General features: G+C 74.5%; 19 protein-coding genes. 15 read left to right on the top strand and 4 right to left on the bottom strand.

All coding sequences use genetic code 11. The features are described from left to right. Positions 1–17: 17 nt before the first annotated feature. The 6 genes from ribH (at position 18) to ACFQ8C_RS27950 (ending at position 4,850) form a co-directional block, all read left to right on the top strand. The gene (ribH, locus tag ACFQ8C_RS27975; RefSeq protein ID WP_282696477.1) at positions 18–503 is read left to right on the top strand and encodes a 6,7-dimethyl-8-ribityllumazine synthase; all 486 of its coding nucleotides are present in this window, start codon (positions 18–20) and stop codon (positions 501–503) included. Positions 504–537: 34 nt separating this feature from the next. After that, entirely contained in the window at positions 538–810 is a 273-nt protein-coding gene (locus ACFQ8C_RS27970; protein ID WP_352077335.1) for a phosphoribosyl-ATP diphosphatase, read from the top strand. Between the two features lie 49 nt (positions 811–859). Then, a complete protein-coding gene (hisG, locus tag ACFQ8C_RS27965; protein WP_383462466.1) occupies positions 860–1,708 on the top strand; it encodes an ATP phosphoribosyltransferase in 849 nt (282 codons plus the stop codon). 36 nt (positions 1,709–1,744) lie between these two features. Next, on the top strand, positions 1,745–2,197 hold the full coding sequence (locus tag ACFQ8C_RS27960) for a PH domain-containing protein (protein WP_383462464.1): 453 nt from the start codon (positions 1,745–1,747) through the stop codon (positions 2,195–2,197). 269 nt (positions 2,198–2,466) lie between these two features. Beyond that, positions 2,467–3,804: a hemolysin family protein gene (locus ACFQ8C_RS27955; RefSeq protein ID WP_383462462.1), complete on the top strand. Its 1,338-nt coding sequence runs from the start codon at positions 2,467–2,469 to the stop codon at positions 3,802–3,804. Then, entirely contained in the window at positions 3,801–4,850 is a 1,050-nt protein-coding gene (locus ACFQ8C_RS27950; protein ID WP_383462460.1) for a hemolysin family protein, read from the top strand. Before ACFQ8C_RS27955 ends, ACFQ8C_RS27950 begins: the two co-directional genes overlap by 4 nt. Before the next feature lie 57 nt (positions 4,851–4,907). On the opposite strand, the gene ACFQ8C_RS27945 is transcribed toward ACFQ8C_RS27950, so the two are convergent. Together ACFQ8C_RS27945 and ACFQ8C_RS27940 are read right to left on the bottom strand one after the other, a co-directional pair. Continuing rightward, entirely contained in the window at positions 4,908–6,824 is a 1,917-nt protein-coding gene (locus ACFQ8C_RS27945; RefSeq protein ID WP_383462459.1) for an AAA family ATPase, read from the bottom strand. 309 nt (positions 6,825–7,133) lie between these two features. Beyond that, positions 7,134–7,763 carry a uridine kinase gene (locus ACFQ8C_RS27940; RefSeq protein ID WP_383462457.1) on the bottom strand — a complete coding sequence of 210 codons (630 nt, stop codon included), beginning with the start codon at positions 7,761–7,763 and terminating at the stop codon, positions 7,134–7,136. Between the two features lie 180 nt (positions 7,764–7,943). Here ACFQ8C_RS27940 and ACFQ8C_RS27935 point away from each other — a divergent pair, with 180 nt between their 5' ends. From ACFQ8C_RS27935 to ACFQ8C_RS27925, 3 genes are all read left to right on the top strand, one after another. Continuing rightward, positions 7,944–9,308, top strand: a complete 1,365-nt coding sequence (locus tag ACFQ8C_RS27935; RefSeq protein ID WP_383462455.1) for a C39 family peptidase — start codon at positions 7,944–7,946, stop codon at positions 9,306–9,308. A gap of 66 nt (positions 9,309–9,374) precedes the next feature. Then, positions 9,375–12,521: a DEAD/DEAH box helicase gene (locus tag ACFQ8C_RS27930; protein ID WP_383462453.1), complete on the top strand. Its 3,147-nt coding sequence runs from the start codon at positions 9,375–9,377 to the stop codon at positions 12,519–12,521. Between the two features lie 306 nt (positions 12,522–12,827). Further along, positions 12,828–12,983 carry an SCO1431 family membrane protein gene (locus ACFQ8C_RS27925; RefSeq protein WP_383462451.1) on the top strand — a complete coding sequence of 52 codons (156 nt, stop codon included), beginning with the start codon at positions 12,828–12,830 and terminating at the stop codon, positions 12,981–12,983. Between the two features lie 12 nt (positions 12,984–12,995). Here ACFQ8C_RS27925 and ACFQ8C_RS27920 read toward each other — a convergent pair whose 3' ends face one another. Then, on the bottom strand, positions 12,996–13,229 hold the full coding sequence (locus ACFQ8C_RS27920; protein ID WP_383462449.1) for a hypothetical protein: 234 nt from the start codon (positions 13,227–13,229) through the stop codon (positions 12,996–12,998). 698 nt (positions 13,230–13,927) lie between these two features. Between ACFQ8C_RS27920 and ACFQ8C_RS27915 the strand changes: the two genes are divergently transcribed. Together ACFQ8C_RS27915 and ACFQ8C_RS27910 are read left to right on the top strand one after the other, a co-directional pair. Further along, positions 13,928–14,989, top strand: coding sequence for a hypothetical protein (locus ACFQ8C_RS27915; protein ID WP_383462476.1), 1,062 nt, complete (start codon positions 13,928–13,930; stop codon positions 14,987–14,989). 138 nt (positions 14,990–15,127) lie between these two features. Next, entirely contained in the window at positions 15,128–16,231 is a 1,104-nt protein-coding gene (locus ACFQ8C_RS27910) for a phosphotransferase family protein (protein ID WP_383462447.1), read from the top strand. Positions 16,232–16,242: 11 nt separating this feature from the next. Here ACFQ8C_RS27910 and ACFQ8C_RS27905 read toward each other — a convergent pair whose 3' ends face one another. Beyond that, complete coding sequence (locus ACFQ8C_RS27905; RefSeq protein WP_383462445.1) at positions 16,243–16,611, bottom strand: hypothetical protein; 369 nt, start codon at positions 16,609–16,611, stop codon at positions 16,243–16,245. 225 nt (positions 16,612–16,836) lie between these two features. Between ACFQ8C_RS27905 and ACFQ8C_RS27900 the strand changes: the two genes are divergently transcribed. From ACFQ8C_RS27900 to fxsA, 4 genes are all read left to right on the top strand, one after another. Further along, positions 16,837–17,277 carry an Lrp/AsnC family transcriptional regulator gene (locus ACFQ8C_RS27900; protein WP_030493658.1) on the top strand — a complete coding sequence of 147 codons (441 nt, stop codon included), beginning with the start codon at positions 16,837–16,839 and terminating at the stop codon, positions 17,275–17,277. A 9-nt stretch (positions 17,278–17,286) separates the two neighbouring features. Beyond that, positions 17,287–18,915, top strand: a complete 1,629-nt coding sequence (locus ACFQ8C_RS27895; protein ID WP_383462443.1) for an amidohydrolase — start codon at positions 17,287–17,289, stop codon at positions 18,913–18,915. 510 nt (positions 18,916–19,425) lie between these two features. Further along, positions 19,426–20,202 carry a polyprenol monophosphomannose synthase gene (locus ACFQ8C_RS27890; RefSeq protein ID WP_383462441.1) on the top strand — a complete coding sequence of 259 codons (777 nt, stop codon included), beginning with the start codon at positions 19,426–19,428 and terminating at the stop codon, positions 20,200–20,202. Between the two features lie 253 nt (positions 20,203–20,455). After that, positions 20,456–21,052: an FxsA family membrane protein gene (gene fxsA / locus ACFQ8C_RS27885; protein ID WP_383462439.1), complete on the top strand. Its 597-nt coding sequence runs from the start codon at positions 20,456–20,458 to the stop codon at positions 21,050–21,052. Positions 21,053–21,148 lie beyond the last annotated feature (96 nt).

Raw genomic sequence — 21,148 nt, 5'->3', positions numbered from 1 at the left:
CACCGGCTAGGAGAGACATGAGCGGCAAGGGCGCACCCGTCCTCAGCGTGAAGAACTGCGGCGACCTTCGGGTCGCGGTCGTCGCGGCCCAGTGGCACGAGAAGATCATGGACGGCCTCGTGGACGGCGCCCTGCGCGCCCTGTCCGAACTCGGCATCGACGAGCCCACCCTGCTCCGCGTCCCGGGCAGCTTCGAGCTCCCGGTCGTGGCCAAGGTGCTCGCCGGACGCGGCTACGATGCCGTGGTGGCGCTCGGCGTCGTCATCCGCGGCGGGACGCCCCACTTCGAGTACGTGTGTCAGGGCGTCACCCACGGCCTCACCCAGGTCTCGATCGACACCGGCGTACCCGTCGGATTCGGCGTGCTGACCTGCGACACCGAGGAGCAGGCCCTGGACCGGGCCGGCCTCGAAGGCTCCAGCGAGGACAAGGGCCACGAGGCCGTCACCGCCGCCGTCGCCACCGCGACCATCCTCCGCACGGTGAGCGAACCCTGGCGCTGAGGGCCCCCTGTCCACCCCGTACTCTAAGGACATCATGGCGAACAAAACCTTCGAAGAGCTCTTCGCCGAGCTCAAGCTCAAGGCCGAGACCGGCGACCCGGCCACCTCCCGCACCGCGGAACTGGTGGGCAAGGGCGTCCATGCCATCGGCAAGAAGGTCGTCGAGGAGGCCGCCGAGGTCTGGATGGCCGCCGAGTACGAGGGCAAGGACGCGGCCGCCGAGGAGATCTCGCAGCTGCTGTACCACGTCCAGGTGATGATGGTCGCCCGCGGGATCTCCCTCGACGACGTCTACGCCCACCTCTGAGCACACACCCCACGTCTCCCACCACTCCCAGGCAAAGGAAGCCCACCCCATGCTGCGCATCGCCGTCCCCAACAAGGGTTCCCTCTCCGGACCTGCGTCGGCCATGCTCCATGAGGCCGGCTACCGCCAGCGCAAGGAGTCCAAGGAACTGGTGGTCATCGACCCCGACAACGAGGTCGAGTTCTTCTACCTGCGGCCGAAGGACATCGCCATCTACGTGGCGTCCGGGAAGCTCGACATCGGCATCACCGGCCGTGACCTGCTCCTGGACTCCGGCGCCAGCGCCGAGGAGATCCTGGCGCTGAACTTCGGCCGCTCGACCTTCCGTTACGCCACCCGCCCGGGCACCGCCGAGGGCCCGGAGGACTTCGGCGGCATGACGATCGCCACCTCCTACGAGGGCATCGTCGCCAAGCACCTCGCCGACCAGGGGATCGACGCCTCCGTCGTCCACCTGGACGGCGCCGTCGAGACCGCGATCCAGCTGGGCGTCGCCCAGATCATCGCCGACGTCGTCGAGACCGGCACCAGCCTGCGCAACGCCGGCCTGGAGGTCATCGGCGAGCCGATCCTCAAGTCCGAGGCGATCGTCGTCCGTCGCCACGGCGCCGAGACGGACCACCCGCAGGTCCAGCAGTTCCTGCGCCGTCTCCAGGGCGTCCTCGTCGCCCGCAGCTACGTGATGATGGACTACGACTGCCGCGCCGAGCACCTGGAGCAGGCCGTCGCCCTCACCCCGGGCCTGGAGTCGCCGACCATCTCCCCGCTGCACAACGAGGGCTGGGTCGCCGTCCGCGCGATGGTCCCCGCCAAGGAGGCGCAGCGGATCATGGACGACCTGTACGAGATCGGCGCCCGCGCGATCCTCACCACCGCGATCCACGCCTGCCGTCTCTGATCCCCGCCGCACCACTTCTGGCACCGAGGTACCCCGATGTCCGAGTCGCCCACGCCCGCCCTCCCGGTCACCTTCCGGCCGGGCCGCACCCGCGCCGTCCTGCTGACCGTGGGCGTCGCCATGTTCGCGGCGATCACCGCCGTGGCGCTGATGCTGGAGCGGCTCGGGCCGGGGGAGCGGGCCAGCTTCGTCTTCACCGCCGTGCTCTTCCTGGGCGTCCTGGTGATGCTGAGCCGCCCGAAGGTCGTCGCGGACAGCGAGGGCGTCACGGTCGTCAACATCACCCGCACCCGGCGCCTCGCCTGGGCGGAGATCCTCCGCGTCAACCTCCGTCCCGGCGACCCGTGGGTCTTCCTGGACCTCAGCGACGGCACCAGCCTGCCGGCCCTCGGCATCCAGCCCGGCATCGCCAAGGAGTCCGCCATCAGGGACGCCCGCGCCCTGCGGGCCCTCGCGGACAGCCGCGGCACGGGCGTCGAGACGGCCTGAACCCCGACGCGCCGGTCCGGGGGAACCCCTGGTGCGGGGTCGGGGGGAATCCCGGGCCGTCCCCCATCCGGGGCGTCCCCCCTGCCGCGCGGGGCGTCCGCGTGACTACTCTTGAGGCGGTGGTGCCGAGCGCACCACCGCCTCGCGTGTGCAGGGCCGCCGCCGGCGGCCGGCGAGGCCACCCTTCGACCCGAGGAGTGACTCCCTCCGGCAATGGACGGATCGTCCGGTAGTACCTGCGCCGCCCCCTCCCCCTTCGAGGCGGCGGCATGATCGTCTCTCTGCTGCTCCTTCTGGCAGCCTTCCTCCTCATCCTCGCCAACGGCTTCTTCGTCGCCGCCGAGTTCGGTCTCGTGACCGTCGAGCGCGCGGAGGCCGAGCGGGCCGCGGCCGCCGGTGACCGGCGCGCCCGCACCGTCGTCTCGGCGCTGCGCGAGCTGTCCTTCCAGCTCTCCGGCACCCAGCTCGGCATCACCCTCACCTCGCTCGTCGTCGGCATGCTCGCCGAGCCCGCGCTCGCCGGCCTGCTGCGCGCCCCGCTGACCGCCACCGGGCTCCCCCCGGGCGCCGTCTCCGGAATCGCCGTGGTGATCGGCATGCTGCTCGCCTCGGCCGTGCAGATGGTCGTCGGCGAACTGGTGCCCAAGAACTGGGCGGTCTCCCGGCCGCTCCAGGTCGCCCGCTTCGTCGCCGCCCCGCAGCGCCGCTTCTCCGCCGCCTTCCGGCCGGTGATCGCGCTGCTCAACCGGGTCGCGAACGGCCTGGTCCGCGCCCTGGGCGTCGAGCCCACCGAGGAGCTGGACTCGGTCCGCACCCCCGGCGAGCTGGAATCCCTCGCCCGGCACTCGGCCCGCGCCGGCGCCCTCGAACAGGACACCGCCGACCTCTTCGTGCGGACCCTCTCCCTGGCCGGCCTCACGGCCGAGCAGGTGATGACCCCGCGCGTGAAGGTCAGCGCGCTCCAGTGGGACGCCACGGCGGCCGACGTCCTCAACCTGACGCGTGCCACCGGCCTCTCGCGCTTCCCCGTCTACCGGGACCGCATCGACGAGGTCGTGGGCATGGTCCACCTCAAGGACGCGCTCGCCGTCGCCCCCGAGGCCCGCCCCCGGACCTCGGTCGGCCGGATCGCCGTCCCGCCGCTCCTCGTCCCCGAGTCGCTCCCCGTCCAGGCCCTCCTGGAGCGGCTGCGCCGCGAGCAGCCGATCGCCGTCGTCGTCGACGAGTACGGCGGCACGGCCGGCGTGGTCACCCTGGAGGACATCGTCGAGGAGCTCGTCGGCGAGGTCCGCGACGAGCACGACACCGCCGCCGACGCCCGTCCCGAACTGGCCGTCGCGCCCGCCGAGGACGGCCGCCCCGCCTGGGAGGCCGACGGCTCCTGCCGGGTCCACACGCTGCGCCGGATAGGCCTCGACGTGCCGGACGGCCCGTACGAGACGGTCGCCGGGCTCGTCGCCGACCTCCTCGGCCGGATCCCGGCCCCCGGCGACCGGGCCGAACTGCCCGGCTGGCGGCTCTCGGTCCGCCGGGTCGACCGCTTCCGGGCCGAGCGGGTCCGGATCGTGCGCACCGCCCCGGTGCCGATGGCGGAGGCGGTCCGATGAGCACCCTCCAGCTCCTCCTCGCCCTCTTCCTCGTCCTGGCCAACGGCTTCTTCGTCGGCGCCGAGTTCGCGCTCGTCTCCGTCCGCCGCAGCCAGATCGAGCCCCTCGGCGGGGCCCGCGCCAAGCAGGTGCTGTACGGCCTGGAGAACCTGCCGCGGATGATGGCCGCCGCCCAGTTCGGCATCACCGTCTGCTCGCTCACCCTCGGCGCGGTCGCCGAACCGACCGTCGCCCACCTCCTCGAACCCGCCTTCCACGCCGTCGGCGTGCCGGCCGGGCTCGTCCACCCGCTCGGCTACGTGATCGCCCTCGCCGTGGTCGTCGCCCTCCACCTCGTCATCGGCGAGATGGTCCCGAAGAACCTCGCGATGGCGGCGCCCGAACGGACCGCGCTCTGGCTCGCCCCCGCCCTGGTCGGCTTCGCCCGGCTCTGCCGGCCGGTGACGTCCGCCCTGGGCGCCTGCTCGGCCCTGGTCCTGCGGGCCTTCAAGGTCGAGCCGAAGGACGAGGTGGAGGCCGTCTTCACCAGCGCCCAGCTGGGCCGGCTCGTCGAGGACGCCGGACAGGCGGGGCTTCTCGACCCGGCCGAGCAGGAGCGGCTGGAGGACGCGCTGGAGCTGGGCAGCCGCCCGGTCATCGACGTCCTCATCCCGGCCGCCGCGCTCGTCACCGTCCCGCCGTCGATCACCCCGGAGGAGATCGAGGAGCTGACCGTGCGGACCGGCTACTCCCGCTTCCCGGTCCTCGCCGAGGACCGCCGGCAGACCCGCTTCCTCGGCTTCGTGCACGTCAAGGACGTGCTGGACCTGGAGGAGCGGGAGCGGGCGGTGCCGCGGCAGCTGTGGCGCCCGATGGCGACGCTCCGCGCGGAGCTCCCGCTCGACGACGCCCTCACCGTGATGCGCCGGGCCGCGACCCACCTCGCGCAGGTCGCGGACGGCTCCGGCCGGGTCCTGGGCCTGGTCGCCCTGGAGGACGTCCTGGAGACGCTCGTGGGCGAGGTCCGCGACCCCGCGCACCGGCTCCACCCCGCGCCCGCCGGGTAGCCCGCCGGCCGGGAGGGACCACCCGCGGGGCGGGCCCTCCCGTCGGCCGGCCCGGGTTCAGAACGGGGGTTCCTGCTGGGGGCCGCGGTCCGCCGGACCACGGCCCGACAGGACCTCGCCGTACGCCTGCATGAGGTCCCCGAGCCGCAGCGTGGCCAGGTCCTCGCGGGTGAGCGTGCCCGGGTAGTCGGAGAGCCGCAGGTCCCGGTAGGCGCAGGACTTCTCGTACAGGGTGCGCAGGAAGCGGCCGTTGCCCAGCTCGTCGATCCAGCCCTGCTCGACCACGTGGCCGCTGATCGAGCGCAGCTCGTCCAGGGCCTCCTCGTCCCAGCCGTCGCCGTTCGCCGCGGCCAGCACCTCGCCGATCGCGGTCAGTTCGAGCGGCCGGTAGGAGGGGAAGTCGACCCGGGTGGTGAAGCGGGAGGAGAGCCCGGGGTTGGCGGCGAGCAGCCGGTCCATGCCCTCCGGGTAGCCGGCCAGGATGACGACGAGGTGGTCCCGGTTGTCCTCGGCCCGTTTCAGCAGCACCTGGAGGGCCTCGTCGCCGTAGGCGTCGCCCTTGCTGTAGCCGGAGTTGGAGAGCGCGTACGCCTCGTCGACGAAGAGCACCCCACCGACCGCCGAGTCGATCAGCTCGTTCGCCTTCACCGCCGTCTGGCCGAGGAACTCGCCGACGAGATCGGCCCGTTGCGCCTCCACCAGATGGTCGCCGCCGAGCAGGCCGAGCGCGTAGAAGACCCGGCCGAGGATCCGGGCGACGGTCGTCTTGCCGGTGCCGGACGGCCCGGAGAAGACGAAGTGCCGCTTCGGCGGCTGCACCGGCAGCCCCTGACCCGCGCGCAGCCGGGCCATCTCCAGCTGCGCCGAGAGCGCCTTGACCTGCCGCTTCACCGGTTCGAGCCCGACCATGCCCTCCAGCTCGGCGAGGGCCTCGGCGAGTAGCACCGGATCCGTCGGCCCGGCAGGGAAGCGCGGCGGTCCGGGCTGCGGCGGCACCGGAGAGCTGTGCCGTACGACCTCCGGGGGCGCGGCCGGCACGCCGGGCGGCACCGGTTCGGGGGAGCGGCGCAGCCCGTCGCCGGGGGAGACGGGCTCCGTCTCGGGCCCGGTCACGGTGTCCGTGCCGTCCTGACCGGGGCCCACGCCCACCGGGCCGAGGGCGACGGCGGCGAGACCGGCCTGCTCGTCCATGCCGTCGAGCCCCTCGAAGCCGTCGTACTCGGCGATGGCGGCGAGCCGGGCGGCGGTGTCCATGAACGCCGGGTCGACGCGGTGCACCGCCCTGTAGAGGGGGAGGGCGGCGGCGCTGCGGCCGGTGCCCTCGTGGGCGCGGGCGAGCCAGTAGCGCAGCTCCTTGCGCTGCGGCTGCTCGCTGCGGCAGCGCATCAGGGCCGCCGACAGCAGCGGCTCGGCCTGCCCGAACATCTCCAGGCGCACCCGGGCCATGCCGCCGAAGAGGCCGGCCTCGATGCCCAGCAGCGGGTCGTCGACGAGCGGCTCGGTGTGCCGCACCAGCTGCTCCCAGTCCTTGACCAGGTAGGAGCGGCAGGCGTGCAGGAAGCGGACCTGCGGGTCGGTGTCGACCGGCGGCAGCTCGGCGAGGGCCCGGTCGAGCTCGGGGACGTGCCGTCCGTCGAGCCAGTGGGAGGCGTGGGCGAGCAGCAGGTCGCGGGGGCTCTCCAGCACCGGCTGCACCCACCAGCCCAGCCAGTACCAGGAGTTGAGGGTGCGGCGGTGCCGGGCGCGCTGTTCGCCGAAGCGTTCGCGGCTGCGGTACATGCGCAGCAGCGCGGTGGTGGTGTCCACCCGGAGGGCGTGCAGCCCCAGCCAGGCGTCCGCCATGCCGGGATCGATCCGCACCGCGGCCCGGAACTCCTCCTCGGCCTGCGGATAGGCGCCCATGGTGTAGGCGTCCACTCCGCGCAGCCAGGCGAGTTCGGCGGGGGCCTGCGGGCCCTGCGTGCCGATGTCCATCGGGTCCCCCACAACCGTCGGCGTATGGACGGGATTTGACCGCACCTGGGGGCATCGTACCTGCGCAGGCGGGGTGCGCTTAAGGAGAAGCGCAAGATCCGGGATCGGTGACCCTCGGTGAGCACGGGCGGTCGGGAAGGGCCCGGCGGAGGGGGGAGAGGGCGGAACGAAGCCCCCGATCACGGGGGAACAACCGGGGGCTTCGCGTCCGCGGCGGCTGTAGAAAAGCCGCACATTGAGAACGTAAGACCTGTAAGCCCCCGGGGTCAAGCGCCCTTGAGGTACTTGCGGAAGCGGAGTTCCGGGGACTCAGTCCCCTGCCATCAGGCCATCACGGTGAGTGATGATCTGGTCCGGGCCCGCCGTCACAGAGGGCCCGGGAAGCCAGTCGTAACCCTCACCCCGCTCCCGTACCAGGGTGTCGGCGAACGGCCGCGACGGGTCTTCGGCGAAATGGCGAGTCTCCGCCACCACCCAGCCGTCCCAGAACTCCGCCTGCTCCGGCCCGTCCCGGTGCCGGCCCCGCTCCCAGGACGCCTCGGCCGCCCGCTCCATCCACAGCAGCCACGCCAGACACGGCCGCAGCTCCCGCCGCCCGGAGCCCACGCCCTCCACCAGCACCACCGGCGCCGGGGGCAGCGCGCGGGCGGGGCCGAAGCCCCGCAGGTTCCAGTCGTACGGGTGGTAGCGCGCCGTCGCGCCCCGCTCCAGCGGATCGAGCACCTCGCCGCGCAGCCGGCCCGTCCACGCGAAGAGCTCCTCGTGGGTGGCGAGGTCGTCGAGCCGGAGCACGGGCGCCCCGCCGAGCGCGGCGGCGAGCCGGCGGGCGAGCGTGGACTTGCCGGAGCCGGCGTGGCCGTCGACCGCGACCAGCCGGACCGGGCCGAGCGAGGGCGGCAGCCGGAGCAGCGCGCGGGCCGTGCGGTCGAGGTCGTCCATGCCGCCAGCGTAGGTCAGGGGTGCCCGCGCAGGTCAGCGAGGTGCCGCCGTCACCGGTCCAGACCCATGTCGATGGCCGCGACGCGGGCCGAAGTGCTGGCGAAGGCCCCGCCGAGCCGGGATAGTGGGCCCGCGCAGCCCGCCCGATCGCCGTCCCGTCCTCGACTGGGGGTCCTCGCCATGCCCGGATCAGCCTCACGCCGGACCGTCCTCGCCGCGGCTCTCGCGGCCGCCGCCGCGGGCACGGCCGGAGCCGCGCCGGCCGCGGCGACCGAACCCGGCGACGCGGAGGCGGACGCCGGCCTCCGGGCCCCCGCGACCGTGGCCAACCACTTCTGGTCCACCTACGCCGACTGGCGCTCCGGGGCCGCCGAGGGCACCCGGGCCGTCTCCGGTCGCCGACCCGGCCTGGTCCTGGACGCACCCCTGGGCCGCACCGACTACACCGACCCGCACACCGGGCGGACCTCCGCCTGGGAGTACGCCCGCTGGACCTCGCCCGCGCACACCCCGGCGGTACCCGCCACCGAGGTGATCGCCTCCTGGAACGCCCACACCCCGGCCGGCACCTGGCTCCAGGTCGAGCTGTCCGGCACGTACTCCGACGCCACCAGGACCCCCTGGTTCGTGCTGGGCCGCTGGGCCTCCGGCGACACCGACATCAAGCGCACCTCGGTCGACGACCAGACCGACGGTCGGAGCAGCGTCTGGACCGACACCTTCGCCGTCGACGACCCGGCGAGCGGCCTCCGCCTCGCCTCGTACCGCCTCCGGCTCACCCTCCACCGCCGCCCCGGCACCACCCTCACCCCCACCGTCCGGCGGCTCGGCGCCATGGCCTCGGACGTCCCGGACCGCTTCACCGTCCCGGCCACCACGCCCGGACCCGCCCACGAGCTGGCCGTCCCGCGCTACTCGCAGAACACCCACGTCGGCCAGTACCCCGAGTACGACAACGGCGGCGAGGCCTGGTGCAGCCCGACCTCCTCCCAGATGATCGTCGAGTACTGGGGCCGGGGCCCCTCCACCGCCGACCTGGCCTGGGTGAACCCCGACTTCGCCGACCCGCAGGTCTGCCACGCGGCCCGCTTCACCTACGACCACCAGTACTCCGGCTGCGGCAACTGGCCCTTCAACGCCGCCTACGCCGCCGCCTACCCCGACCTCAACGCCGTGGTCACCCGGCTCGGCTCCCTCACCGAACTGGAGAGCCTGGTCCGCGCCGGCATCCCGGCCATAACGTCCCAGTCCTTCCTGAAGGAGGAGCTGACCGGCGCCGGCTACGGCACGTCGGGCCACCTGATGACGGTCATCGGCTTCACTCCCGAAGGCGACGTCATCGCCAACGACCCCGCCTCCCCCACCAACGCGGCCGTCCGCCGCGTCTACCGCCGCCGCGAATGGGAGAACATCTGGCTGCGTACGAAGCGGTACGACGCGAACGGCAAGGTCAGAAGCGGTACGGGCGGCATCTGCTACGTCTTCTGGCCCGACAGGCCGGTGGCCGGGCAGCATCGCGCGCTGCGGGCGCTCGGACTGCTGTGAGGGTCTGATCGGGGCGGACCCGGCAACCGCCTGCGCGTGATGATCATGAGATGCGACAGTCGGTCCATGCACAGTGACGAGACCGACGGGCGGGGATCCGTCACCGACCTGGCACGGGAGCGGTGGGGAGTCACGCTGGGCGGAGAGTTCCCGGCGCGGTTCGCGGAGCCGGGGTGGAACCACGAGGAGACCGTCGACCGCCGTTGTCCGGCGTGCGCCGGCGAACTGCACGCCCTGCGCCGACCGTACGAGTCGCAGGGCCGCACCTACCAGTACACGGCGCTCGTCTGCCCGGCCTGCCCCACCGCCTTCACCCTGGCGGACCTCGGGGCGAAGCGGTTCGACGAGCTGACCGACGCCGTGCCGCGCCGGGCCGGGCGGACGCCCCGGGTCCGCCCCGAGGGGCGGCCGGGACCCACCGTGACCGCGGTCGTCAGGCTGCCGGCGCAGACGCGTCCGGGGGCGGGCGCGGGCCGCGGCCCGGTGTGGCCCGAGGACCTGGTCGTGCCCGACGGGACCGAGCGGCGCGCCTTGTCGTGGTGGAAGGTCGCCGATCCCGCGTGGCGACCCGCCGAGGCCGAGCTCACGGCGGCCGAGGACGTACGGGTGATCCTCCCCGAGGGCCCGGAGTACGAGGGGCTGCGGACGTGGCTGGGCGAGCGTGACGTCCCGTACCGGGTCAGCCGCTACTGGGAGGAGGCCGGACGGGTCGGCACGGTCACCGGGACCGGCGGCCGTACGGAACTGGTCGCGGCCGGTCCGGACGGCGCCGCCCCCGCCGCCGGGCCCTGGGCGACGGCGGCCCGGGACGCCTTCGCCGCCCAGTGGGACGCGCTGGACGAGCTGCCGGACGTCGACGGCGCCGGCTACGTCCCCGTCGGTACGCTCGTGCCGGACGAGTGGGTGGGGCTGCTGCCGCACCCCTCGTTCAACCCCGTGCAGGCCGCCGCCGTACCGGCGGTCCTGGAAGGCACCGGACATCTGGTCGTGGTGGCGCCCACGGGTGCCGGAAAGACCCCCATCGGGATGGTCGCCGCGCTGGAGGCGCGCTCCCGCGGACGCAAGGCGGCCTGGCTCGTGCCGCAGCGCTCGCTCACCGACGAACTCGACCGAGAGCTCCTGCTCTGGCGCCGCCACGGGCTGCGGGTGGTGCGCCTCACCGGCGAGGCGGCGGTGGACACGGAGCTGATCCGGTCCGCCGACGTCTGGGTGGCCACCACCGAGAAGTTCGAGGCGATCTGCCGCGCGGGCTCGCTGCGGGACGCGCTCGACGAGGTCGGCTGCCTGGTGGTCGACGAGATCCATCTGCTCGGCGACCCGACGCGCGGAGCCGTGCTGGAGGCGCTGCTCGCCCGCGTACGGGAGGACGGCGCGGCCACCCGGATCGTCGGCCTGTCCGCGACGGTCGCCAACGCGGACGAGGTCGCCCGGTGGCTGGGCGCCCGCCTGCTCCGCACCACCTGGCGGCCCACCCGGCTCACCTGGCAACTGCCCCTGCTGCGCCCGGTCGACGAGACGGACCGGGCGGGGCGGGCCGCCGTCCGCACCGAGGCCGCCGTGCGCATCGCCCGGCGGGTGACCGGCGACGGAGGCAGCGTCCTCGTCTTCCGCGGCAGCAAGCGCGGGGTGCGGACCACGGCGCTCGCGCTCGCCGCCGACCGGGGCGTGCCCACCGCCGGCGTCGACGCCGACGACGCCGAGGCGGTGGAGCGGCTGTGCGCCAAGGCGGGCGTACGGCTGCACTACCGGGACTGGCCCTACAAACGGGAGGCCGAGCAGGCCTTCCGCGCGCACGAGGCGGACGTCCTGGTCGCCACCTCCACCGTGGCGGCCGGCGTCAACCTGCCCGCCCGCGCGGTGATCGTGTGCGACACCACCCTCGGCCTGGACCGCGTCGAGGTGTCGATGGTCCAGCAGATGTTCGGGCGGGCCGGGCGCATCGGCGCCGGAGAGCGCGAGGGCTGGGCCTTCCTGCTCACCGACCCGGCGGAACGCCCGCACTGGCAGGCCCGGCTGGCCGCCGGGTACACCGTGCGGTCGCGTCTGGACGAGCACCTGGCCGACCACCTCCTCGCCGAGGCCGTGCAGGAGCGGCTGTCGACCCTAGGGGAGGCGGAGCGCTGGTGGGCCGGGACGTTCGCCGCCCACCAGGGCCACGACAGCGTCGAACCGCTGCACGAGGCGGCGGAGTTCCTCGCCGCGGTGGGCTGCCTGCGGCCCGGCGCTCCCGAGGACCGGCTGGAGCCCAGCGCGCTGGGCCGGCTCACCAGCCGCCGCATGGTCGACACCACGCTCGCCGACGACCTGGCCACGGCCCTGCGGCGGGCTCCCGTACCCGGGGACCCGGCCACCGCCGAGCGCCTGCTCACGGCCCTGCTCAGCACCCACCTGCCCGTCCTCGAACAGGCGCCCTTCACCGAGCGGGGCAAGGCCGCCCTGCGCCGGGTGCTGCGCGAGGCCGAGCACGCGGACGCGTCGCCGGAGGATCCCTGGGGGCTGGGCCCGGCGGCGGGCGACGACGAACAGCGACCCCAGGCCGGAGACCTGGCCCGCGCGGTCCTGCACCTCGCGGCGGCCCGTCCGTGGCTCTTCCGCGGCCGCCCCGCCTACGTCCTCGGCATCCCCGTGGACTCCATGACCGGCATCCTGGAGGAGGCCCAGCGCTATCTGGCCTGGCTCGGCGCGCAGGGCCCCCTCGGCACGGTCCACCCCTGGGCGGCCGTCGTCGCCGCCGACCTCGCGCTCCGCGTCCGCTGGCGCGCCCTGGGGGCCGGCCGAGGGGCCGGACGCCTCCTCTGGATGTGCGAGCGCATGGCCACGGCACCGCTCGCCCCCGGCCTCGTCCCCCGCATGTGGAACGCGGCACGGGCCCGGGGCGTCGACGCGCCCGACTGGAGCGGCACGACACCGCCGACCGACTGCGCCCTGCCACCGGACCGCTACCGCGCCCTCCTCGCGGAGCGCGCCACCGGCGTCCTCCTCACCCTCCAGGGCGACGAGGTCCGGGTGCGGGCCCCGCGGGGGGCGGTGATCCGCCTGTGGAACGGGGCGACGACGACACTGCGCCACGCCGACGGCGAGGAGACCACGCTGCCCCTGCCGCCGGCCGACCCGGCCGACGCGTCGGCCGGGCGTCGCGGGGCGGCCGTCTTCACCCGCGGCGACCGCCTGGCGGCGGGCGGGCTCGAAGCGTACGCGGCGGCCCGCGCCTGACGCGTCCGCCGATCCGTCCCGTACGCCGGCCCGCTCCGTACGCCGGCCCGCCCCGCTCGCGCCTCCGACACGGACGTCCGCCTGGTCGCGGGCCCGGGATGGGATCAACCGGACGGAGGCGTCCCCGAGCGGGAACGTGGCGTCCGGCACAGCCGCGTCCACCGCCCGTACGGCCCCGGTCGGCCGACTCCCGTGCGGCGCGCGGCGCTTCGGGCGGCCGGGGCGGTCCCGGACGTCCGGGGCGGGGGCGGAGGTGTGAGGGACGTCTCTGGTGAGGGCGTGCGCGGGTGGCTCATGGTGGTGGGCATGAGCGCCACCCTCACCTTCGCGGCCCGCCTGTTCTCCCGTACGCGCACCGGAGGCCCCAAGGACGACCGGGGTCCCGAGCTGCTGGAGCACGTCCTCGGCTGGACCCTCGTCGTCCTCCTCGCCGTCCTCGTCACCCGCGCGGGTCTCATGTGACCCGGCGGGTGGTCATCGGGCGCCGCCCGGGGGGACCAGGACGCCGCTGACGCGGACGGTCCGGTCCGCCCAGACCGGGCCCGCGGCGAGCCGTGTCCACTCGGCGTCCCGGCGCCCGGGCAGGGTGCGGCCCTGGCTGGCCCAGAGGGAGTACAGGGCCTGGTAGATCGGCGGGTCGGGGTGGACCTGGACCGGGACCGGCGCGGGCGTCGGCAGGGTCGCCGGTACGGGCACGGGTGCGGGCACCGGTGCCGGTACGGGCGTCGGTACGGGCGTCGGTACGGGCGCCGGCGCGACGAGCGTGGGCGTGGGGGCGGGCGGGGGAGTCCGTTCCGGCGCCGGGGACTGCGCGGGAACCGGTGCCGGCGGGGTGCCGTCGGGGGCCGGGCCGGAGAGGTCCGAGGCCTCCGGAATCCATTGAGGAACCGATTCTTCACCGTGCGGTTCGGCCTGCCGATGCCGACCGACTCCGCTGGGTGTGGAGTACAGCGTGGTCATGCCCGAATCAACGCGCCCCGGGTCCGCCGGGTCACCGCCGGAGGGAATCGGGCGCCAGTTCGCCGCTTACCCTCGGGCCCTGACCGCTCAGGCGCCAGGTCCCCGGGTTGCTCAGGCGGCAGGTCCCCGGGCCGTCTGCCGCCAGGTCCCCGGGCCGCTCAGGCGGCAGGTCCCCGGGCCGCTCAGGCGGCAGGTCCCCGGGCCGTCCGTCGCCGGATCCCCGGGTTGCTCAGGCGGCAGGTCCTCGCCGCGCCCGCCTCCCGTCCTCGCCGCGCCGGCCTCCCGCCCTCCCCGCGCCCGCCCCGCTGTGCGCATCGCACGCCTCTGGTCCTCGCCGCGGTGTCTGACGTACCGTCAGATCATCTTCGAGGACCAGGAGGTCAGCCGTGGACGACGACCGGCCCGTCGCGCTCGACGAATACCCCGTGCACCAGGCTCCGCTGTCGATGAAGCACCACGTCAGCGGCGACCGGAACGCCTACGACCGCTGCATCTTCCACGTCTTCGACCACGCCGGCCGCGCCCTGCTCATCGCCGGGCTCGGCGTCTACCCCAACACCGGGGTGGTCGACGCCTACGCCACCCTGCGCGTCGGCGACCGGCTGCACGCCGTCCGCGCCTCCGACGCGCTCGGCGACGACCGGATGCGCCTGGAGGTCGGGCCGCTGCGGATCACCGTCGACGAACCCCTCCGCCGCTTCACCCTCGGCTGCGCCGCCGACCCCGCCGACCCCGACGGACTCTCCTTCGACCTCACCTGGACCGGTGACTTCCCCGCCCTCTGGGAGCCCCACCACCTCCAGCGCACCGGCGGCCGGCTCACCCTCGAAGGCCGCCGCTTCGTCCAGGCCGGCCACTGCGCGGGCGTCATCACCGCGGGCGGCGAGCGGTTCGAGGTCACGGCGGGGGAGTGGACCGGGACCCGCGACCGGAGCTGGGGAGTCCGCCCGATCCCCGGCGAGGAGCCCGGCCGGGCCGCCGAGTCCCGCCCCGAGGGCTTCCACTGGCTCTGGATACCCATGCGCTTCGACGACCGCTTCGTCATGGTCGTCGCGCAGGAGGACGCCGACGGCTACCGGACGCTCAACCAGGCCCAGCTCGTCCGCGAGGGCCGGCGGGACGCACAGCTCGGCTGGCCCCGCACCGAGATCGCCTACCGGCCCGGCACCCGCCACCCCGAGAGCGCCGTCGTGCACCTCGCCGACCCCACCGGCAAGCCCCTGGAGATCGGCGTCGAGGTCCTCGTCTCCTCCCCGCTCGCCGTCGGGGCCGGCTATCCGCCCGCCGACGACTGGCAGCACGGCACCTGGCAGGGCCGCGACTGGACCGACCGGCGCGTCTACGACCTCTCCGACCCCGCCGCACACCCCCTCGCCGCCTACGGCGTCACCGACCACTCCGCCCGCTTCACCCTCGACGGCCGCACCGGCCACGGGATCTTCGAGCACGGCTCCTTCGGCCGCCACGACCCCAGCGGTTTCACCGACTTCACCTCCACGGCCCGCTGAGCCGTCACACCCCGTCGAGCCGTCCCGCCCCGTCGAGCTGTCCCTCTCCATCGAGCGGTCCCTCTCCGTCGAGCCGTCCCGCCCCGTCGAGCGGACCCTCCCCGCCGAACCGTCCCCCTCCCCGCTGAGGAGACCCGTATGGCCACCGCGCCCCGTCCCCGCACCACCACCCGCGAGCCGGAGGAGCTGGCCGCCCGGCTCACCGCCTGGCTCGGCCGCAGGCTGCCCGGCGCCACCGTCTCCGGGCTCGCCGTGCCCGGTTCCAACGGCATGTCGAGCGAGACCCTGCTCTTCGACCTGGAGCACCCGGACGCCCCCGTGCGCGGCTGCGCCCTGCGGCTGGCCGCCGACCCCGCCGCGTACACCGTCTTCCCCGTCTACGACATGGCCCGCCAGCACCGGGTGATGGGGCTGGTCGCCGAGCACACCGACGTGCCCGTGCCGCGCGTGCTCTGGCTGGAGGAGGACCCGGAACCGCTCGGCGCGCCCTTCTTCGTGATGGCCCGCGCCGAGGGGCGCGTCCCGCCGGACGTCATGCCGTACACGTACGAGGGGAACTGGCTGCACGCCGCCTCCGACGCCCAACGGGCCTCTCTGGAGGCGGAGTCGGTGGGGGTGCTGGCCCGGCTCCACGACCAGTTCCCGGCCGAGGAGGCCGAGTTCCTGCTGGCGGAGGGGGAGGGAAGCCCGCTGCGCCGTCATGTCGACGCCCAACGGGCCTACTACGCCTGGGTGGTGGAGGGGCTCGCGCCCTCACCGCTCATCGAGGCCGCCTTCGCGCGCCTGGAGGAGCTGTGGCCGGACGAGGAGGGGCCGGCGGTGCTCTGCTGGGGCGACGCCCGGATCGGGAACATCGTCTACGACGGCTTCGCCCCCGCCGCCGTCCTCGACTGGGAGATGGCGGCCTGCGCGCCCCGCGAGGTCGACCTCGGCTGGACCGTTTACCTGCACCGCTTCTTCCAGGACCTGACCGTGAGCTTCGGCCAGCCGGGCCTGCCCGGTTTCCTGTGCCGCGAGGCGATCGAGCGGCGGTACGCCGAACTGACCGGGCACGCCCCGCGCGCGATGGAGTTCCACACCCTGTACGCGGCGCTGCGGCACGCGATCGTCATGCTGAGGATCGCGTACCGCCAGGCGTACTTCGGCGAGGTCGAGGTCCCCGAGGACCCCGACCGGCTCATCCTGCACCACGCCACCCTCGCGGCGATGGTGCGGGGAAGCTACTGGACCGGGGTGGGCTGACCCGGGAGCCGTCAGGCCGCTCGGCGCAGCTGCTCCGAGCGGATCGGCCGCGAGCCGGGGCCGCCGATGTGCGAGAACGGCTGGGTCCGCCAGTCGAGCCCCTGGGGCAGTGTCAGCAGGAGCGCGGTGTCCTGCTCCTGGACGCCGACCCCGGCGTCGGCGGAGTCCGCCTCGTCGGCGGACCGGCCGGTGCCCGGGCAGACCGTCAGGGTGAAGGGGCTCCACGGCGACGGGCAGAGCGCGTGCTCGGGCAGCGCGTCCTCGTCGGCCAGCAGCGCGATCGGCTGATCGCACTCCGGGCACACCACCCGGTACATCTCGAACGTGTCGTACGCGTCGAACTCGTCGGACGGCTCGACGGAATCAACGGGCTCCTGCATGGAGAATCTCCCCCTCGGACGGGTCGGCCGATACTGTGCGGCCGGAACCACAGCAAGCCCTTCCCATGCGGAACTCCGCATAACCGTGAGCGGACCCGTGATGCCCTGCGCAAACCTGTGGCGTTCGTCACATGCCTGTCGCAGGTGCCCCGTGAGCGCCCATAGCGGTCTATAAGACCTGCACCCGGCTGGGCCCGGGACCCTTCGGCGCAATAGGGTCGGCGCATGGAGGAGCTGGATCGTCAGATCGTCGAGTTGCTCGTCAAGGACGGGCGCATGAGCTACACCGACCTGGGCAAGGCCACCGGCCTGTCCACGTCGGCCGTGCATCAGCGCGTCCGCCGCCTGGAGCAGCGCGGAGTCATCCGCGGCTATGCCGCCGTCGTCGACCCCGAGGCGGTGGGTCTGCCGCTGACCGCCTTCATCTCGGTCAAACCCTTCGACCCCAGCGCCCCCGACGACACCCCCGACCGGCTCGCCGACATCCCCGAGATCGAGGCCTGTCACAGCGTCGCCGGTGACGAGAACTACATCCTCAAGGTCCGGGTCGCCACGCCCCTGGAGCTGGAGCACCTGCTCAGCCGGATCCGCTCCCAGGCGCACGTCTCCAGCCGCACCACCGTCGTCCTGTCCACCCCGTACGAAGCCAGGCCGCCGCGCATTTAGCCTGGTCGCATGAGCGAAAGCCTGAACCCCGGCGAACACCGGACCGTGCTCCTGCGCGGTGGAGAAGTCCACAGCCCCGCCGACCCCTTCGCCACCGCCATGGTGGTGGAGCGCGGCCACGTCGCCTGGGTGGGCGAGGAGGGCGCCGCCGACGCCTTCGCCTCCGGCGTGGACGAGGTGATCGACCTGGAGGGCGCGCTCGTCACCCCGGCCTTCGTGGACGCCCACGTCCACACCACGGCCACCGGCTTCGCGCTCACCGGCCTCGACCTCTCCTCCGCCGCCTCGCTCGCCGAGGCGGCGGAGCTCGTCCGCGCCCACGCCGCCGCCCGCCCCGGGGACCGCATCCTCATCGGGCACGGCTGGGACGCCTCCCGCTGGCCCGAGCGGCGCCCGCTCACGCGCGAGGAGCTGGACGGCCTCACCGGCGGCCGTCCGCTCTACCTCACGCGGATCGACGTCCACTCGGCCGTCGTCACCACCGCGCTGCTCGACCTCGTCCCCGGCGTACGGGACCTGGACGGCTTCCACGGCGGGCGCGCGCCCCTCACCGGCGACGCCCACCACGCGGTCCGGGCCGCCGCCTTCGCCGCCGTCTCCCCGGCCCAGCGCGCGGAGGCCCAGCGGGCCGCCCGCGCCCACGCCGCCTCCCTCGGCATCGGCACCCTCCACGAGTGCGGCGGTCCGCAGATCTCCTCCGAGGACGACTTCACTGGCCTGCTGGACCTCGCCCGCGACGAGCCCGGCCCCCGCGTGGTCGGCTACTGGGCCGACCTCGACGTCGAGCGGGCCCGCGCGCTCGGCGCCCTCGGCGCGGCGGGCGACCTCTTCGCCGACGGCTCCCTCGGCTCGCACACCGCCTGCCTCCACGAGCCGTACGCGGACTCCGCCGGCCACACCGGCGCCGCCCACCTCGACGCCGCCGCGGTGGCCGCCCATGTCGCGGCCTGCACCGAGGCGGGTCTCCAGGCCGGCTTCCACGCCATCGGCGACGCCGCGGTGACCGCCGTGGTGGAGGGGGTCAGGGCGGCCTCGGAGAAGCTCGGCCTGGCCCGGGTCCGGGCCGCCCGGCACCGCGTCGAGCACGCCGAGATGCTCACCCCGGAGACGGTCGCCGCCTTCGCCGAGCTCGGCCTCACCGCCTCCGTCCAGCCCGCCTTCGACGCCCTGTGGGGCGGGGAGGAGGGCATGTACGCCGAGCGCCTCGGTGCCGAGCGGGCCCGCACCCTCAACCCGTACGCGTCGCTGCTGCGGGCCGGTGTGCCGCTCGCCTTCGGCTCGGACAGCCCCGTCACGCCGCTGGATCCGTGGGGGACCGTCCGGGCCGCCGCCTTCCACCGCACCCCCGAGCACCGCGTCTCGGTCCGGGCCGCCTTCACCGCCCACACGCGCGGCGGCTGGCGCGCGGTCGGCCGGGACGACGCCGGCACCCTGGTGCCGGGCGCCCCCGCCGACTACGCGATCTGGCGGACCGGCGAGCTGGTCGTCCAGGCGCCCGACGACCGGGTGGCCCGCTGGTCCACCGATCCGCGGTCCGGAACGCCCGGTCTGCCTGATCTGTCCCCCGGGCTCGAACTGCCCGTCTGCCTGCGGACCGTTGTGTACGGACAGACGGTTTTCGTACGGCCGAACGAGTGATGTCGGGTTGACGGCCACCCGGATGTACGCACCACGGGTTCGTTCCCGACCTGCGGATCTTCCCGCCCTGCCTGCGGCTTCTCCGGAACCTCGCAGGTCAAACGGGTGTTGACAGCCGACCGCCATGGCCGGGTAGGTTCTCCCGCGTCCACCACAGGACGTCCGACCGGACCGGACCTCCTCGCCCACGCCGACCGCCGCCCGCGCCTCGGCCGCGAGGGAAGGTTTCACCGGCGGAAGGTGCGACCCGGGTGGGGCCCGGACGTTCAGTAGACAACGGCCTTGTGTCGATCCGCAGCCGGCGGGTCCCGGGTCGGACCGAAGGACGTCGGGCCCCGCACCGCACGCCGCCCGACGCGGCCCCGGCACAATCCCGGCGCAATCCCCAGCGCACTCCCCGGCGTGACCCCGGGTCGCGGTCACTGGGGGCAGTCTCACACCCCGCAGGACCAGACCACGCCGGAGACCTCGCTAAGGTGGGGGCCTGTGTCTGTATCCGAAGGGGCAGTAGTGAACGACGGTGGCGTGAGGCGTTACGGCCCGCTCGGCAAGGCTTTGGTGATCATTCCGACCTACAACGAGGCGGACAACATCAGGCCGATCGTCGCGCGCGTACGGGAGGCCGTCCCGGAGGCGCACATCCTCGTCGCCGACGACAACAGCCCCGACGGCACCGGCAAGTTCGCCGACGAGCTCGCGGCGGACGACGACCACGTCCACGTCCTGCACCGCAAGGGCAAGGAGGGGCTGGGCGCCGCCTACCTCGCCGGCTTCCGCTGGGGCATGGAGAACGGCTACGAGGTCCTCGTCGAGATGGACGCCGACGGCTCCCACCAGCCCGAGGAACTGCCCCGGCTGCTCACCGCGCTCAAGGGCGCGGACCTCGTCCTCGGCTCCCGCTGGGTGCCCGGCGGCCGGATCGTGAACTGGCCGAAGTCCCGCGAGTTCATCTCGCGCGGCGGCAGCCTCTACTCCCGCCTGATGCTCGACGTCCCGATCCGGGACGTCACCGGCGGCTACCGCGCCTTCCGCAAGGAGACCCTGGAGGGCCTCGGCCTGGAGGACGTCGCCTCGGCCGGCTACTGCTTCCAGGTCGACCTCGCCCGCCGCGCCGTCGCCGCCGGCTTCCACGTCGTCGAGGTCCCCATCACCTTCGTCGAGCGCGAGATCGGCGACTCCAAGATGAGCCGGAACATCGTCGTCGAGGCGCTCTGGCGCGTCACCGGCTGGGGCGTGACCGCCCGCGCCGAGAAGCTCTCCAGGGCCCTGACCCGCAAGAACGCCTGACCCTCCGGGGCCGTCGCCCGCGGTCGTCCGCCGACCCCGGGCACCGGCCCCGCGTGCGTTGCCCACGCCGCGCGCCGCAGGCGGCACACGGCCGACGGCCCGGTCCGGCGTCGTGGCGCCCGGCCCGCGACCGGCGCCCCGGCCCCGGGCGGGACCCGGCCCGGACCCCGGCGGGACCCGCCCCGGCCCCGGGCGGTCCGGGTTGATCTTTTCCTTACGACGTTTTCGCGGCGGGGCAGGCACACTGGAGCGCATGACGACCGGCGCAACGCCCCCGCAGACCCCTCGGCGCTCCCGGGCGCGCACCCTTCTCCCGCTGGGCGTGGCCGCCTGGCTGGTGGTGGAGATCTGGCTGCTCACCGTCGTGGCGAACGCGGCCGGCGGGCTGACCGTGCTGCTCCTGCTGATCGGCGGCGCCGTGCTCGGCGCGGCGGTGATCAAGCGGGCCGGGCGCCGGGCCTTCGCCAATCTCACCTCCACCTTCCAGCAGGCCCAGGCCGCCGCCCAGAGCGGTACGGCCCCGACCGCGGCCGACCGGAAGGGTGCCGAGGACCGCAACGGGTTCCTGATGCTGGGGGGCCTGCTGCTGATGATCCCCGGGCTCGTCTCCGACGTCGCCGGGCTGCTGCTGCTCGTCCCCCCGGTCCGTACGGCCCTCGGGCGCGCCGCGGAGAGGGCGGTCGAGCGCCGGATGGCCGCCGCGGCGCCCGGAAGCCTCCAGGACGCCTTCCAGCAGGCCCGTATCCACCGCCCGGACGGGAAGGTGGTGCAGGGCGAGGTCATCCGTGACGACGCTCCCCGGGGGCCGTACGGCCCGGCCGGTGACCCCCGCCCCCCGCTGACGCCCTGATCCTCCGCCGCGAGGGCGGCCCTGGGGCGGGGGGGGGGCGGGCGCCCCGCGCCCCCCCCGGCAGGGTTAAACAAAAACGAGCCCCCCAGGCCGCAA

Origin of the sequence: Streptomyces sp. NPDC056503, assembly GCF_042794995.1 — a bacterium.
Lineage (GTDB): Bacteria > Actinomycetota > Actinomycetes > Streptomycetales > Streptomycetaceae > Streptomyces.
This window is presented reverse-complemented; position numbering and strand designations above follow the sequence as displayed.

Bases quoted from the DNA above. Each gene is read 5' to 3' on its own strand.
- hisG (WP_383462466.1), top strand. From the start codon at position 860: ATGCTGCGCATCGCCGTCCCCAACAAGGGTTCCCTCTCCGGACCTGCG.
- fxsA (WP_383462439.1), top strand. From the start codon at position 20,456: ATGACGACCGGCGCAACGCCCCCGCAGACCCCTCGGCGCTCCCGGGCG.
- ACFQ8C_RS27900 (WP_030493658.1), top strand. From the start codon at position 16,837: ATGGAGGAGCTGGATCGTCAGATCGTCGAGTTGCTCGTCAAGGACGGG.
- ACFQ8C_RS27955 (WP_383462462.1), top strand. From the start codon at position 2,467: ATGATCGTCTCTCTGCTGCTCCTTCTGGCAGCCTTCCTCCTCATCCTC.
- ACFQ8C_RS27895 (WP_383462443.1), top strand. From the start codon at position 17,287: ATGAGCGAAAGCCTGAACCCCGGCGAACACCGGACCGTGCTCCTGCGC.
- ACFQ8C_RS27930 (WP_383462453.1), top strand. From the start codon at position 9,375: ATGCACAGTGACGAGACCGACGGGCGGGGATCCGTCACCGACCTGGCA.
- ACFQ8C_RS27945 (WP_383462459.1), bottom strand. From the start codon at position 6,824: ATGGACATCGGCACGCAGGGCCCGCAGGCCCCCGCCGAACTCGCCTGG.
- ACFQ8C_RS27910 (WP_383462447.1), top strand. From the start codon at position 15,128: ATGGCCACCGCGCCCCGTCCCCGCACCACCACCCGCGAGCCGGAGGAG.
- ribH (WP_282696477.1), top strand. From the start codon at position 18: ATGAGCGGCAAGGGCGCACCCGTCCTCAGCGTGAAGAACTGCGGCGAC.
- ACFQ8C_RS27940 (WP_383462457.1), bottom strand. From the start codon at position 7,763: ATGGACGACCTCGACCGCACGGCCCGCGCGCTGCTCCGGCTGCCGCCC.
- ACFQ8C_RS27960 (WP_383462464.1), top strand. From the start codon at position 1,745: ATGTCCGAGTCGCCCACGCCCGCCCTCCCGGTCACCTTCCGGCCGGGC.
- ACFQ8C_RS27970 (WP_352077335.1), top strand. From the start codon at position 538: ATGGCGAACAAAACCTTCGAAGAGCTCTTCGCCGAGCTCAAGCTCAAG.
- ACFQ8C_RS27915 (WP_383462476.1), top strand. From the start codon at position 13,928: ATGAAGCACCACGTCAGCGGCGACCGGAACGCCTACGACCGCTGCATC.
- ACFQ8C_RS27950 (WP_383462460.1), top strand. From the start codon at position 3,801: ATGAGCACCCTCCAGCTCCTCCTCGCCCTCTTCCTCGTCCTGGCCAAC.
- ACFQ8C_RS27925 (WP_383462451.1), top strand. From the start codon at position 12,828: ATGAGCGCCACCCTCACCTTCGCGGCCCGCCTGTTCTCCCGTACGCGC.
- ACFQ8C_RS27935 (WP_383462455.1), top strand. From the start codon at position 7,944: ATGCCCGGATCAGCCTCACGCCGGACCGTCCTCGCCGCGGCTCTCGCG.
- ACFQ8C_RS27905 (WP_383462445.1), bottom strand. From the start codon at position 16,611: ATGCAGGAGCCCGTTGATTCCGTCGAGCCGTCCGACGAGTTCGACGCG.